The organism is Dactylosporangium maewongense, assembly GCF_039531485.1.
In the GTDB taxonomy this organism is placed as follows: domain Bacteria; phylum Actinomycetota; class Actinomycetes; order Mycobacteriales; family Micromonosporaceae; genus Dactylosporangium; species Dactylosporangium maewongense.
The window spans coordinates 18,918-33,286 of record NZ_BAAAQD010000020.1; the positions used below are offsets into that span (position 1 = coordinate 18,918).

The following is a 14,369-nucleotide window of genomic DNA, read 5'->3' on the forward strand; positions in this document are numbered from 1 at the left end:
CTCTCTGGGGTTGCGGGTCAGGGGTTCAGCTCGTTGCGGCGGGGGCCGGTCGAGGTGAGGCTCCAGCCGACGGTGAGCTGCCGGGTGTTCGGGCCGGGCAGCAGCCGCTCACCGGGCGCGGACGGCAGCTGGGCGCTGCGCTGCTGGTCGGGGGTGAGGAAGACGTTGCGGGCCAGCTGGCTGCGCGGGATGTCGGTGTTGCGGGCGATGACGTCGCCCAGGCTCACCCGGTAGTCGATGCCGAAGAGGTTGCGCACCAGCGGCAGCAGCGGGTCGTTGGCGAAGAAGAACCGGTCGCCGTCGCGCAGCGCCTGGAACTGGTGCTTCCAGATCGCCAGCTGCAGCTCGCCGAACTCGGTGCCGGGCACGTGCTTCTCGGCGATCAGCCCGGTGAACGCGTCGACCTGGTCGACCGTGCCGTAGATCGCCTTGAGCCGCGCCGCCGTGGTGGTGCGCCGCACGCCGCGGACCGCGTTGTCGGCCTGGGCGGTCGTGGCGTGGCCGTTGATGTCGTACAGGGCGGTGTAGTCCATGATGTTCGGGTCGTTGATCTCGTTGCCGGCGGTGAGCAGCGGGTCGGCCGGGAACTCCTGCGTCGCCTCGCCGGTGATGGCGGTGAACGACGTCTTCGGCGGCAGCCCGTACGCGGCCCGCAGCTGGTTGTAGGTGCCCAGGCCGTGGTCGCGGCCGCGCTCGATGTCCACCGCGGCGAGGTCGTTGACGCCGGCGATGCAGGTCGGGCCGGACGGGTCCTCGGCGCAGCCGGGGTTGCCGGAGAAGTCGAACCTGCCGTTGCGCATCAGGTCGTTGATGATCTCGTCGTTCTTGTTCTGCGGGATCGAGCTCACCCCGCGCAGCACCGGGCCGAGCTGGAGCCGCTCGAGCAGGTCCGGGTTGAAGAACGTCTCCTCGCCGATCGGCACCGACAGCACGACCTGGTTGCCGGTCTTCTTGACGGTGACGCCGACGGAGGCGAAGTAGTCGAGGTCCGCCTGGCTCCACCGGCCGGGCTCGCCCTTCATCGTGTAGTGCGTGCCGATCATGCTGTGCGCGCGGTACCCGACGGTGGCGAACTCGTTGGTGACCCCGGCGTCGACGTCCGCCTTGTAGCCGCTGTAGGCGGGCAGCCGCACGCCGAGCGACGGCAGGAACTCCTGGTAGGTGATGTACTGCAGCTCGGCGATGAGCACCGCGCGGGCGACCTGGAACTTGTCCTGCTCCGACATCCACGACGGCAGCTTCGACACGATCCGGTTGTGCTCGCGGTTGAACAGCGTGTGGGTGGCCAGCAGCCCCGGGTTCTCGTTGGCGCGCTGGTCACCGGCGACCGCGACGACCTCCGGGGTGGCGAACAGCGACCCGACGACCATCGGCGGCGCCGTCTCCCAGTTGCCGCGGCTGGCGGCGCGGGGCAGGTAGCCGCCCGGCATGAGCAGGCGCGCCCCGTTGTTGGCCGGGTTGCCGTCGACGGTGCCCTCGCGCATCCAGTCCAGGCGGGCGTCGGCGTTGCTGTAGACGGTCGCCGCGTCGATGTAGGAGCTGATCGCGTTGATCTGCTCGCGCGGCACCGTGACGCCGGTGCCCTCCTCGGCGATGGAGCGCTCGAAGAACAGGAACCCGAGGTCGTTGCGGGACGACTCCAGCGGGTCGGCGTTGTTGAACGGGATGTTCGCCTCCTCGCCGGACGGACCGGTCTGGCGCCGGCCGACCCGCTGGGCGATGGTGTGGTCCAGGAACTGGCCCCAGACGAAGCCCCACTGGCTGACCCCGCGCTCCGAGTACAGCTGCTGCGAGCCGCCGTTGATGACGCGGTTGCTGATGTACCGCGTGTTCGGGCCGCCCTGCGCCTGGTTGACCCCGTCGGCGTAGTGGTGGTCGCCGACCCGCGGGTAGATGGTGTTCGTCCGTCCCCACTCGGGGTGCGACCGGTTGTTGGTCCCGCCGTCGAGGCCCTGCGCCTCGACGATGCCGAAGATGCCGCCGCCGGGCGCGGCGGCCTCGGCCGACGCGCCGGTGCCCATGACGCTCGCGGTCACGAACGCGAGGACCAACGCACCTCCTCGGCGGATCCGCTGCCCGCGGGCGCGACTGGACTGAACCATGGCTCTCCCCTCTCAGATGCACGGTTGGCGCCCGGCACCACGGTCCACATCGGACCCTCACCGCTGAGGACCGCTTCGGCGTGCCGGCGTCCGGACGTACCCGAGTCTTCACTGCATCAACGGGCATCGAGTTCTTGTCACGTGCGGCCTCGCCCGCTTGGACCGGCGCTCCAGAGCCGCTCGATCCGCGGTCGATCCCTTACCTGACGCCGCGGATGGGGCGCACGAGCACGGCCGAGCCGACGCCGACGACGGCGGCCAGCCAGAACAGCGTCGAGTAGCCGCCGAGGTGCAGGATCACCGGGCCGGACAGCGCCGGGGCGAGCAGCCCGGCGAGCGTGACGGCCAGGTTGATCAGGCCCATGTCCTTGCCCCGCCCGGCCGCCTCCGGCAGCACCTCGGTGACCAGCGCCTGGTCGACCGACATGTAGACGCCGAAGCCGAGGCCGAGCAGCACCGCGGCGATCAGCGCCGCCGTCCACGTCAGCGACACGGCCAGGGTGGCGCACGCGGCCGCCTGGAGCGCGGCGCTGACGATCGTCAGGTTCTTGCGCCGCAGCCGGCGGTCCGAGATCCGCCCCATCGGCACGCTGGCGAGCGACGCGACGATGACGTACACGGTGTTGAGCAGCAGGACACCGACGGCGGGGTCGGCGTAGTGGATCTCGTCCTGCAGGAAGAAGTACAGATAACCGGAGAACAGCCCGTTGGCGAGGAAGAACAGGAAGCGCCCGCTCATCGCCCACCAGAAGTCGGGGTGCTGCCGCGGGCTGACCCACAGCGAGCCGGTGAGCGCCCGCCACGTGAACGGCGCCCGCTGCGCGCGCGGCAGCGCCGTGCCCCGGGTGAACAGCGCGAAGGGCAGCACGCCCAGCACCATCAGCACGCCCATCGTCACGTAGCCGGCGGTGACGCCGGTGACCGCCACCGCGACCAGCGAGATGCACACCAGCAGGCCCAGCGAGCCGCCGACGCCGCCGCCCCAGGCCGACACGGTCGCCCGCTGCCGGACCGGCACGTCGTCGGGCACGACCGCGACGAGGCTCGTGCTGAGCACCGCGATCGCCACGCCCGCGGCGACGGCCGTCAGCAGGTAGCCGGCGACCGTGGTCTGGAACGCCTGCACGGCGAAGACCGCGCCGGTGCCCAGTGCGCCGGCCAGGATCCACGGGTGCCGGCGGCCGGAGCGGGCCGTGGTGCGGTCCGACAGCGCCCCGAACAGCGGGCTGAGGAGCAGGGCGACGAGCCCCGTCAGCACTCCCGCGAGGGCGAACATGCCGACCTTGCCGGCCGGGTCGACCCGCTCGGCCAGCTGCGGGCCGACGACCGAGGCAGCGCCGTACACGAGGCCGGACAGCATGAAGTTGGCCAGTGACCACAGCAGGATCCACCGTCCGGTGACGCGACGGGTCGGCTCCTCCAGCGCGGGGACGGCGGCAACGCCGGTCTGTTCCGAGGCCGCTTCGGAGATGGTCATCGTCGATCTCCTTTCATAGACGCACACCAGGGCGAGCCCGGGACCCTCCGTCACCGCTGCACCGCTCACACCGCACTGTCGCCGCAGCGGGGGCAGCCCGCATCTCCCGCCGTGCCGACCCGCGACGGCCCCGGCGGCACGCATTTCAGGAGATGCGGCCCGCCGCGCGGCGGTGTGACGCTACTTGGACAAAATTGCCCGGCGATTGCAGGAGGTGACCCGCTGTGGCCGATCATGTCGGAGGCCGTGCCGTGGTGCTGGGCGGAGGCATGGGCGGGCTGCTCACCGCCCGCGTCCTGGCCGAGTCGTTCAGTCAGGTGTCCATTGTGGACCGTGACGCGCTCGTGGGCGTGGACCGGCCGCGCCGCGGCGTGCCCCACGCGCGGCACGCACACGCGCTGCTGGCCCGTGGGCAGCAGATCCTGGAGGAGCTGTTCCCGGGGCTGCGCCAGGAACTGATCGACGCGGGCATCCCGGCCGGCGACATCGCCGGCAACCTTCGCTGGTACTTCAACGGGCGCCGGCTCGCCCCGGGCAGCGCCGACCTGCTGAGCGTGTCGGCGACCCGGCCGCAGCTGGAGGCGCACGTCCGGGCGCGGGTCGCCGAGCTGTCCAATGTGGACTTCATGGAGCGCTTCTCCATCAACGGGCTCGTCACCGGCGCCGGCGGCCGCGTCACCGGGGTGCGGGTGCAGAGCGACGACTTCGGCATCGCGGCGACGCTCGACGCCGACCTCGTCGTGGACAGCACCGGCCGCGGCTCGCGGACCCCGGCGTGGCTGGAGGAGCTCGGCTACGGGCGGCCGGCCGAGGACAAGGTCAAGGTGGACCTCGCGTACACCACCCGGCACTTCCGCCTGAAGAACGACCCCTACGGCACCGACCTGTCCATCAACCCGGTCGCCAGCCCGGCGAACCCGCGTGGCGCGTTCTTCCCGAAGCTGGCCGACGGCTCGTCACAGCTGTCGCTCACCGGCATCCTCGGCGACCACCCGCCGACCGACCCCGAGGGCTTCATGGCGTTCGCCAAGACCCTCGCCGCGCCGGAGATCTACGAGGCGATCCAGGACGCCGAGCCGCTCGACGACCCGGTGACGTTCAAGTTCCCCGCCAGCGTCCGGCGCCGGTACGAGCTGATGCGCGCCTTCCCCGCCGGCCTGCTCGTGCTCGGCGACGCCGTGTGCAGCTTCAACCCCGTCTACGGGCAGGGCATGACGGTCGCCGCGCTGGAGGCGTGGACGCTGCGCAACATGCTCGCGCACGGCTCGGTGCCCGACGCGCGCCGCTTCTTCCGCGAGATCGCCAAGGTCGTCGACGCGTCCTGGACCATCTCGGCCGGCGCGGACCTGGGCTTCCCCGGCGTCGAGGGCGAGCGCACCTTCCAGACCCGGATGGGCAACGCGTACATGGCCCGGCTGCACGCCGCGGCCGTCAACGACCCCACCGTCACCGCCGCGTTCTTCCGGGTCGCCGGCCTCGTCGACCCGCCCACCGCGCTCATGCGCCCCGCCATGATGCGCCGCGTCCTGGGCGCGCCCAGGCCCGCCCGCGCCGCCTGACGCTCCCGCCTAGCCCCATGAAGGAGTTTCCGATGCGAGTCCTGTTCACCCCGTACCCCTCGGTCGCGCACCTGCTGCCGATCGTGCCGCTGGCATGGGCGTTCCAGAGCGCCGGGCACGAGGTCCGGGTGGCGTCGCATGCCGGCTTCATGCCGCAGATCGCGGCGACCGGCCTGACCCCCGTGCCGCTCGGCGACCCTGACTCGCACGAGGCCCGGCTGCGCGACGACGCACGCCGGCCGGCCGAGGCCGCCGAGGTGCTGCGCTACGCCGACGTCATGGGCCTGGACGCCGTCGAGCGCGAACACTGGATCACCTTCTACCAGTACCTGCTCAACCCGATCGCCGACTACGTGCGCACCGACCTGCCGGAGTGCGCCGACCTGGTCGCCTTCGCCCGCGCGTGGAAGCCCGACCTGGTGCTGTGGGACGAGCTGTTCTACGCCGGCCCGGTGGCGGCGGCCGCCAGCGGCGCCGCGCACGCCCGCTTCATGCTCGGCCCGGACGAGATCGCGTGGAGCGTCGACCGGCTGGAGGAGCACGCCGCGGAGCTCGTGGCGGCCGGCCTGTCGGCCAACCCGCTCGCCGACGTCATGCGCCCGATCGCCGAGATCTACGGGCTCGAGGTCGACCGGGAGCTGATGCTGGGCCAGTGGACGCTCGACCCGATGCCGGAGCGCTTCGGGCCGCCGACCACCGAGAAGGTCGTGCGGATGCGGTACGAGCCCTACAGCGGCGCGCAGACCGTGCCGGCGTGGCTGAACGAGCCGCCACGCCGCCCGCGGGTCGCGCTGACCCTCGGCGAGTCGACGCGCCGCTTCGTCCCCGGCGACTGGGACCGCACCCCGAAGATCCTCGAGGCGGTCGCCGGCCTGGACATCGAGGTCATCGCCACCCTCAACTCCCTGCAGCTGCAGGGCCTGGAGTCCATCCCGGACAACGTCGTGGTGGTCGACTGGCTGCCGCTGACCCAGCTCCTGCCGACCTGCTCCGCGATCATCCACCACGGCGGCATGGGCACCTTCGCGGCCAGCCGCGCCTTCCGGGTGCCGCAGCTCGTCTGCGACACCGAGGAGTCCGTGCTGATGCGGCAGGAGAAGGTCGAGGCGCCCACGTACACGATCGGCCGGGAGTTCGGCGTGCGCGAGGAGACCGAGGTCGAGACGACCCAGTGGATCGTGCCGGCGAAGAAGCTGGAGGCGACCTGGACGTCGGAGTACGTCATCACCAACCACGCCGGGGCCCGGCTCAACCACCGCACGCTGACGGTCGAGGAGATCGGCAAGCTGATCCTCCAGGTCGCCGGCGAGGGCGTCTACCAGGACGGCGCCAACGACATCTACGAGACCTGGCTCGCCACCCCCGCGCCCGCGCAGGTCGTCAAGATCTTCGAGGGCCTCGTTTCCTTCCGAAAGGGCCGGTGAGCGATGCAGCCGCTGTTCGCTGAGCACCTCCACGTGGGCCGGCCGAACGTCGGTGACCGCGGTCGCTTCCTCGACCGGATCAACGGCGCCCTGGACCGCCTCTGGCTGGCCAACAACGGGCCGCTCGTGCAGGAGTTCGAGGCGCGGGTCGCGGCCGTCGCACAGGCCCGCTACTGCGTCCCGGTCGCCAACGCGACCGTCGGCCTCCAGATCGCGGCGAAGGCGGCCGGGATCGGGCCCGGCGACGAGGTGATCGTGCCGTCGTTCACCTCTCCGGCCACCCCGCACGCCATGGAGTGGATCGGCGCGGTGCCCATCTTCGCCGACGTCGACACCGAGACCGTGACCCTCGACCCGCACCACGTCGAGCGGCTCATCACCCCGCGCACCAAGGCCATCATCGGCGTGCACGTCTTCGGCCGCCCCTGCCACATCGACGAGCTCAGCGCCCTGGCCGACCAGCACGGCCTGATCCTGCTGTTCGACGCCGCGCAGGCGCTCGGCTGCACCTACCACGGCCGGCCGATCGGCGGCTTCGGCGACGCGGAGATCTTCAGCTTCCACGCCACGAAGTACCTCAACAGCTTCGAGGGCGGCGCCATCGTCACCAACGACCCCGACCTGGCCGAGGCCGCCCGGGCGATGCGCAACCTGGGGCTGGACGAGCACCGCGAGCAGACGTACCTCGGCATCAACGGGCGCATGACGGAGGCGTCGGCCGCGATGGGCCTCACGTCCCTGGAGTCGATGCAGGACTTCATCGACGTGAACCGCCGCAATGCCATGCTCTACCAGGACGGCCTGGCCGGCGTCCCCGGCGTCACGCTGCGCCGGCAGGCCCCCGGCGAGCGGGCCAACCACCAGTACGTGGTCATCGAGACCGACGCCCGCGACGCCGTGCACGACCTGCTGCTGGAGCACAACGTCCTGTCCCGCAAGTACTTCTACCCCGGCTGCCACGACATCGAGCCGTACCGCTCGAAGCGGGCCCGCCACACGCCCCTGCCGCTCCCGCGGACCGAGGCACTGTGCGACCGCGTCCTGTCCCTGCCCACCGGCACCTCGATCGGCCCGGCGGAGATCGCCGGCATCTGCGACATCATCCGCACCGCCTGCCTCCCGCTCCGCCAACGCCTGGCCGCCTGACCGCTCCTCCCCCTCCCCCCGAAGCCGCCCCGCCTCCCCCCAGGCGGGGCGGCTTCGCATGCCTTCCCGTCCACGACCCTGCCACGGTGTGCCTGGCCCTGCCCCGCCCGGCTTGATCGAAGGACGGTCCTGGCCGCCCGGACGACCACCACACGACTTGGATCACGCCGGCGGCGGCGACGGCGACCCACGACGGCAGGGATGGTTGTGCACCACGACGCCGAGCGCGGCGTCGGCGACCGGAGTGATGCGCATCGGTTGTGAAACCCAGCGACGGCGTGGAAGCACCGGATGACGCCCTCGACGGCGCTGGACCCATGCGAGGACGGCGGCCGGGGAACATCACCGCGACCACGGCACGGAGCGCGACCGTGCAACCGAGCGGGTTGCGAACCGCGAAGATCGAAGGACAGCCCTGGTCGTCCGGGCGGCCGTGACGCGACTTGGATCACGGCCGCGGAAGCGGAGCCGGAGCGGAGCGTCGGGGGGTGAGGTGCGCGGGACCGTCGCAGTGGAAGGCGGCCCGGCACCTGGGGTGCCGGCCCGCCTTCGGGAACCAAGAAGCGGGTCAGACGGGCTGGACCTTCTCGGTGTCGGGGGCGGGGGTGTCCTCGGCCGTGTCGGCCGTGTCGGCTGCGGCTCCGTGGCCGTGGCCGCCGCCCTGGCCTGCCATCGGGGGCACGCCGCGCAGGGTGGCCACCGACAGGACCGCCAGGCCGAGGAAGACGACGCCGCAGACCGCGGCCACCGTGTTGAGCTCCGTCGTGAAGGCCGTGCGGGCCGCGGCGACCAGTGCGTCGCCGACCGCGCCCGGCAGGGACTGCGCGACGAAGAGCGCGCCGTCCGCGGTCTCCGCCGCGGCGTCGCCGGCGGGGGTGCCGACGATCTCCGGCGGGACGACCATCTCGCGGGAGTAGACGGCCGCGCCGATGCTGCCCATGGTGGCGATGCCGACCGCGACGCCCAGGTCGCCGCTGGTGGTCTGCAGGGAGGACGCCGAGCCGGCCTTCTCCGGCGGGGCGGCCGGCACGACCAGCTGGCTGACCACCGGGCCGACCGGGCTGACCCCGAAGAAGACGATGCTGAAGCCGACGATGAGCATGGCCAGGCCGGCCGCGACGGTGAGCTGGCTGAGCACCGTCATGCCGATGGCAGCGATGACCGCGCCGCCGGCGACGACGTACGCGGGGCGGACCTTCTGCGCGATGCCCTGGCTCATGCCGATGCCGATCAGCAGCGCGAAGGTCGGCACCAGGATCCACAGACCGCTGCTGAGCGGGCTGCGGCCCTCCACGACCTGCAGGAACTGGGCCAGGAAGAAGCCGGCGCCGCCCTGGACGGCGCCGATGAGCAGGGCCAGGACCAGCGCGCCGCTGACCGCCTTGATCTTGAACAGGCGGATGTCGAGCAGGGGGTCGGCGAGCTTGCGCTGGCGCTGGACGAACAGGGTGCCGAAGGCGAGGCCACCGACGAGCGTGACCACGGCGACGGCGGTCCAGCCGTTCGCGGCCAGCTCCTTGAACGCGTAGATGACCGGCAGGATCGCCAGCAGCGAGAGCGCGACGCTGAAGAGGTCGAGCCGGCCCGCGTTCGGGTCCTTGAACTCCGGCAGCAGCACCCGGGCGGTCGCGACGACCAGCAGCATGACCGGCGGGCCGATCAGGAACACCGAGCCCCACCAGAACCACTGCAGCAGGATGCCGCCGACGACGGGGCCGAGGGCGACGCCGAGCGTCAGCGCCGACGCCCACACCGCGATCGCGATGCCCATCTCTTTCGGGTTCTTGAACATCTGGGTGATCAGCGCGAGCGTCGACGGGATGAGCGTCGCACCGGCGATGCCCAGCAGCGCGCGGCAGACGATGAGCATCTCCGGCGTGGTGGCGAACGCCGCCACGGCCGACACCAGGCCGAACGCGGTGGCGCCGATGACGAGCAGTTTTCGGCGGCCGATACGGTCGCCGAGCGTGCCCATGGTGACCAGGAACCCGGCGCTGAGGAAGCCGTAGATGTCACCGATCCACAGCTGCTGGCTGGCGCTCGCGTCGAGGTCGGCCGTCAGGTTCGGCAGCGCCAGGAAGAGCACGCTGATGTCGATCATGCCGAGCATCGACGGGAACCCGAGGACGGCGAGCCCGAGCCACTCGCGCCGGGTCGCCTTCACCTCCGGGCCTTGCGTATGTGTTGCCATGTCCCCTCCTCGTTCGAAGCCGCGTCACCGCAACGACGAGGCCCTCGCAGCCATTGTTCGGGGGGCACATGGACCGGACATCTTCACAAATGCGCTCTCTACGCCGCGGCTTCCAGCTGGCGGGCCACGTCGTACCGCCAGGAAGGGAACGTCGAGCAGAACTTCACGAAGTTGTTCAGCAGGTGCGCCCCGTTCTGCGTGCAGATGCTCTCGGGGTGGAACTGCACCGACTCGACCGGCAGCCACCGGTGCCGCATCGCCATGATGTAGCCGTCGTCGAGGGACCGCGCGCTGACCTCCAGGCAGGAGGGCACCGTCTCCTCGACGACCACCAGCGAGTGGTACCGCGTGGCGTGGAAGTCGTCGGCCATGCCGCGGAAGAGCCGCCGCCCGTCGTGCCGGATCCGGCTGGTCTTGCCGTGCATGAGGTGCTCGGCGGGCACGACCGTGGCGCCGTAGGCACGGCCGATCGCCTGGTGCCCCAGGCAGACGCCGAGGATCGGGACCTCCCCGGCGAAGGCCCGCACGATGTCCACGTGCCCCGAGTCGTCGGGGCTGCCGGGCCCCGGACCGAGCAGGATCGAGTCGGGCCGCACCTCACGCACCTCGTCGAGCCGCAGCGCGTTGGAGCGCACCATGATCGGCTCGGCGCCGGCCGACATGAGGTACTGCCGGATGATGTAGACGAAGCTGTCGAACGCGTCGACGACGAGCACCCGCACGATGTCAGTCCTCCTGTAACAGTTCGCGGCCGGTGACCGCCCAGAAGGCGGCGCTGAGCTTCGCCAGCGTCTCGGTCCACTCCCGCCCGGCGTCGGAGTCGGCGACGACACCCGCCGAGGCCCGGGTGCGGTACTCACCGTCGTGGTGGATCAGCGTGCGGATGCACAGGGCCATGTTCAGGTAGCCGCCCACGTCGATCAGGCCGAGGGCTCCCCCGTACAGGCCGCGCCGGCTGTGCTCCATCGCCTCGATGATCTCCATGGCGCGGATCTTCGGCGCGCCGGTCATCGTGCCGGCGGGGAACAGCGCCGGGATGATGTCGTAGCTGTCGACCTGCTCCTCCGCCTGCCCGGAGACGGTGGACACCAGGTGTTGCACGTGGGAGTACCGCTCGATGCTGAAGTGCTCCGGCACGTCCAGGGTGTCGCGCCGGCAGATCCGGCCGACGTCGTTGCGGCACAGGTCCACCAGCATCGTGTGCTCGGCGAGCTCCTTGGGGTCGGCGAGCAGCCGCCGGGCCGCCGCCTCGTCGCCGTCGGGGCCGCCGCGCGGGACGGTGCCGGCGATCGGCCGCATCAGCACGTTGCCGTCCTCGACCCGCACGAAGAGCTCCGGGCTCGCGCCGACGAGGGTGTGCCCGCCGAGCGCCGTCAGGTACATGAACGGCGACGCGTTGCGCTCCCGCAGCCGCTGGTAGGCGTCCAGCGGCGGGGTCGGCGTGCGGACCGTCAGCTCGTGGCCGATCTGCACCTGGTAGATGTCGCCGATCGCGATGTGCTTGAGGCACGCCTCGACGGTCGTGAGGTAGTCCTCGCGGGCGGTGTCGTCGCTCCACCCGGTCACCTCGGCGAGCCGGGGCGGGTCCACCGGCGGGGCGCCGGCCAGCAGCCCGACGATGTCGTCGGGGAGCGCCGGCCAGGCGTCGCTGTCGAACAGCAGCAGCTCGGACTCGGCGGCGCCGACCTCGTGGGTGAGGCAGCCGCGGTACAGCACGAGGTGGACGTCCGGCAGCGACGGCTCCTGCTCGATCAGGTACGGCAGCTCCTCGATGTACCGCACCGCGTCGTAGCCGAAGTAGGCGAGGAACCCGAAGCTGAACCGCGAGGCTGAGCCCTCCGCGTCGAACGTCCCCTGCACCGCGCGCAGAACCGGCCACAGGTCGGTCATGGCGGGCAGCCGCAGGGTGTCGCCGTCGGCGACCAGCAGGCCGCGCGTGCGGTCCAGCACCGCGTCGCGCAGCGCCGGGACGCCGCCGACGTGGACGGCGCCGCGGGTCACCGAGACGGTGAGCAGCTCGCCGAAGCCGATGAACTCGTGCCGGGCGTCCTGTCCCGGGCCCGTCGCCGACTCCAGCAGGTAGACCTCGCCGGGACCGAAGCGCGCCGCGAGCGCGGACCACGCGGGCAGCGCGCCGGGCCTCGGGATCCGGTGCCGCCGGGTGTGTACGCGTACCTGATCAGACAAAGAAGGCATCGAAGTCCCCGTTCACGTCGTGATCGCGTAGCGGTGCGCAACCTCCCGGGCGGCCAGCACCGCGGCGTCCGGTGCCGTGCGGTTGTCCAGGATCCGTGCCGCCTTCCAGCTCACGAACGAGCCGGTGCTGGTGACCGGGTCGAGGTCGGCCTCCACGGTGAGGCCGGCCCGCACGCCGGTGCGCTCCCGCAGCCGGGCGGCGACGGCCGCGCCGATCGCCGGGGCCTCGCCGGCGAGCGCTGGCACCAGGTCCAGCCGGACGGTGACGGTGTCCTGGGTGCCGTCGTTGTCGAGCACGATCTGGTAGCCGAGGCAGCCCCGGACGTCCTCGAGGACGAGCGCCTCCAGCTCGGCGGGCTGCAGGTCCGCGGCGCCGACCCGGATCCGGTCGGCGGCGCGGCCGAGCACCTCCACCACCGGACCCGGCAGCGGCGCGTCCGGCCGGCCGGGCCGGACCCTGACGAGGTCGCCGGTGCGGTACCGGATGAGCGGCTTGATCCCGTCGACCAGCATGGTCAGCACGAGCTCGCCCTCGCCGAACGGACCCCGCGAGGCGCCGGTCCGCGGGTCGACGACCTCGGCGATGTAGTTGAGCCCGGCCAGGTGCATCTCGCCGGTGTGCGCCCCGGTCGCGATGCACAGCGCCTCCTGGGAGCCGTACAGCGTCGGGTACACGGTCGCGTCCGGCCACAGCGACGACACGTTCGCCCGCAGCTGCGGCGTGCAGATCTCGCCGAGCACGAGGAACATCTTGATCGGCAGGCGGCGCAGGTCGTACCCGTAGTGCAGGGCGGCCTTCGCCAGGCTCAGGCACAGCGCCGGCGCGCAGACGACGACCTCGACGCCGAGCTCCTCGATGAGCCGCAGCGCCTTGCGGAACCCGACCCGCGGCGACTCCGGCCAGATCTTGACGTGGCAGGCACCGACGGACTCCGCGACAGCGGTGAACACGTCGCCGAACGCGTACAGCTCCGACGGCCCCATGAGCCCGATGACCGGCATGCGGTCGCCGAAGCGGTGGCGCAGCAGCCGGCGCCACGACTGCTCGACGGCGCGGTTGCTGGTCAGGATGTCCTTCGGGCCGCGCGGGCAGGGCGTCGAGGCGCCGGTCGTGCCCGTCGTCTCGTAGTAGATGGCGGCCTCGGACATCGGACCCGACAGCACCCCGTACATCTCCCGGCGCAGGTCCTCCTTCGTGGTGAAGGGCAGCGCGGCGAGGGTCGAGGTGGTGACGGCGTCGACGACGATCCCGGCGAGGTGCCTGCGGTAGAACGGCGAGCGGGTCGTGACGTGCTTGAGCACGGTCGTCAACCGCTCGTCGTGCCAGGCACGCAGGTCCGTCTCGGACAGCGCGCCGGCGTAGTACCGCACGGACAGGTCGTCGTAGCGGGCCCGGAAGCCGGCCGGCAGCCGGACCCCTGCGGTGGTGGTCGCGGCGGTCACAGGCTCGCCCTGAGCTCGTCGAGGGCCAGTCCGACCCGCTCGTTGCGGTCGCCGACGTCGAGCACGTCGGCCCGGCCGGTGAGCTCGCGATAGTTGTTCAGCAGCTCGATCATGTCGACCATCCGCTCGACCATGCGGGTGACGTTGGTCAGGCCCTCCTCGTCGTTGGCGTAGTCGCCCTTGTGCAGCGCCTGCACCTCGGCGGGGAACCCGCTGCCGACGATGATCATCCGGTTGAGCAGGACGTTGGCCATGAGCTGACCGGTCACGTCGCTGTTGTTGTACCGGCGGGCGACGGCGATGACGCCCGCGACCTTGTTCGACAGCGGGCGGTCGAAGCGCAGGTAGCCCACGCCGGCCCGCTCGATGAAGGTCTGCATGAGGCTGGAGGTGCCGAACCCGTGCACGGGCGCGGCGTAGATGATCCCGTCGGCGGCGATCATCTTGTCCACGACGGCCGGGATGTCGTCGGTCTGCTCGCAGCGGATCGGCCGGTCGTTGCAGTCGCCGCACGGGCCGCACCGCAGCATCCGCAGGTCGCGCAGGTCGATCGTCTCGAACGCCGCGCCGCGGTTCGCGGCCACCGCGGCCGCGTGGCGCAGGACGCCGGCGGTGTTGCCGTCGCGCTCCGATCCGTTGATCGCGACGATCTTCGGCTCCATGGGTGGCGCCTCCTCGAAGTGGCACGGGACGTGGCTTCGAGCGTCGTTCGGGGCCGCCCGCCGCCGCATCTTGCAACGTGCGGTGATCGTCAAGCCGCCGGCGTCCGCCGGAGACGGCCCCGCGGCGAACGCGGCACGCAGCGAGATGCGCGCGCCCCCGCGGCAAGGC

10 protein-coding genes are annotated in these 14,369 nt (G+C 71.8%); 3 read left to right on the forward strand and 7 right to left on the reverse strand.

What is annotated here, in order from left to right:
- Nucleotides 1-17: 17 nt before the first annotated feature.
- On the reverse strand, nucleotides 18-2,051 hold the full coding sequence (locus ABD332_RS39860; RefSeq protein WP_344508651.1) for a peroxidase family protein: 2,034 nt from the start codon (nucleotides 2,049-2,051) through the stop codon (nucleotides 18-20).
- Between the two features lie 250 nt (nucleotides 2,052-2,301).
- Nucleotides 2,302-3,579, reverse strand: coding sequence for an MFS transporter (locus tag ABD332_RS39865; protein ID WP_344508653.1), 1,278 nt, complete (start codon nucleotides 3,577-3,579; stop codon nucleotides 2,302-2,304).
- Nucleotides 3,580-3,848: 269 nt separating this feature from the next.
- Between ABD332_RS39865 and ABD332_RS39870 the strand changes: the two genes are divergently transcribed.
- Genes ABD332_RS39870 through ABD332_RS39880 form a run of 3 tightly spaced genes read left to right on the forward strand, consistent with a single transcriptional unit; the run spans nucleotide 3,849 to nucleotide 7,708 of the window.
- Complete coding sequence (locus ABD332_RS39870) at nucleotides 3,849-5,138, forward strand: FAD-dependent oxidoreductase (protein WP_344508943.1); 1,290 nt, start codon at nucleotides 3,849-3,851, stop codon at nucleotides 5,136-5,138.
- A gap of 32 nt (nucleotides 5,139-5,170) precedes the next feature.
- Complete coding sequence (locus tag ABD332_RS39875) at nucleotides 5,171-6,562, forward strand: nucleotide disphospho-sugar-binding domain-containing protein (RefSeq protein WP_344508655.1); 1,392 nt, start codon at nucleotides 5,171-5,173, stop codon at nucleotides 6,560-6,562.
- 3 nt (nucleotides 6,563-6,565) lie between these two features.
- A complete protein-coding gene (locus ABD332_RS39880; protein ID WP_344508657.1) occupies nucleotides 6,566-7,708 on the forward strand; it encodes an aminotransferase class I/II-fold pyridoxal phosphate-dependent enzyme in 1,143 nt (380 codons plus the stop codon).
- 568 nt (nucleotides 7,709-8,276) lie between these two features.
- On the opposite strand, the gene ABD332_RS39885 is transcribed toward ABD332_RS39880, so the two are convergent.
- The 5 genes from ABD332_RS39885 to ABD332_RS39905 form a co-directional block, all read right to left on the reverse strand.
- Nucleotides 8,277-9,899: an MFS transporter gene (locus tag ABD332_RS39885; protein WP_344508659.1), complete on the reverse strand. Its 1,623-nt coding sequence runs from the start codon at nucleotides 9,897-9,899 to the stop codon at nucleotides 8,277-8,279.
- Nucleotides 9,900-9,997: 98 nt separating this feature from the next.
- Nucleotides 9,998-10,621 (reverse strand): anthranilate synthase component II, encoded by a 624-nt coding sequence (locus tag ABD332_RS39890; RefSeq protein WP_344508662.1) that lies wholly within the window; start codon nucleotides 10,619-10,621, stop codon nucleotides 9,998-10,000.
- A 4-nt stretch (nucleotides 10,622-10,625) separates the two neighbouring features.
- On the reverse strand, nucleotides 10,626-12,086 hold the full coding sequence (locus ABD332_RS39895) for an anthranilate synthase component I family protein (RefSeq protein WP_344508664.1): 1,461 nt from the start codon (nucleotides 12,084-12,086) through the stop codon (nucleotides 10,626-10,628).
- A 21-nt stretch (nucleotides 12,087-12,107) separates the two neighbouring features.
- Nucleotides 12,108-13,538: a phenylacetate--CoA ligase family protein gene (locus tag ABD332_RS39900; protein WP_344508666.1), complete on the reverse strand. Its 1,431-nt coding sequence runs from the start codon at nucleotides 13,536-13,538 to the stop codon at nucleotides 12,108-12,110.
- Nucleotides 13,535-14,200 (reverse strand): flavodoxin family protein, encoded by a 666-nt coding sequence (locus tag ABD332_RS39905; RefSeq protein ID WP_344508668.1) that lies wholly within the window; start codon nucleotides 14,198-14,200, stop codon nucleotides 13,535-13,537. Before ABD332_RS39905 ends, ABD332_RS39900 begins: the two co-directional genes overlap by 4 nt.
- Between the last annotated feature and the right edge of the window lie 169 nt (nucleotides 14,201-14,369).

Bases quoted from the DNA above. Each gene is read 5' to 3' on its own strand.
- ABD332_RS39905 (WP_344508668.1), bottom strand. From the start codon at position 14,200: ATGGAGCCGAAGATCGTCGCGATCAACGGATCGGAGCGCGACGGCAAC.
- ABD332_RS39865 (WP_344508653.1), bottom strand. From the start codon at position 3,579: ATGACCATCTCCGAAGCGGCCTCGGAACAGACCGGCGTTGCCGCCGTC.
- ABD332_RS39885 (WP_344508659.1), bottom strand. From the start codon at position 9,899: ATGGCAACACATACGCAAGGCCCGGAGGTGAAGGCGACCCGGCGCGAG.
- ABD332_RS39875 (WP_344508655.1), top strand. From the start codon at position 5,171: ATGCGAGTCCTGTTCACCCCGTACCCCTCGGTCGCGCACCTGCTGCCG.
- ABD332_RS39880 (WP_344508657.1), top strand. From the start codon at position 6,566: ATGCAGCCGCTGTTCGCTGAGCACCTCCACGTGGGCCGGCCGAACGTC.
- ABD332_RS39870 (WP_344508943.1), top strand. From the start codon at position 3,849: ATGGGCGGGCTGCTCACCGCCCGCGTCCTGGCCGAGTCGTTCAGTCAG.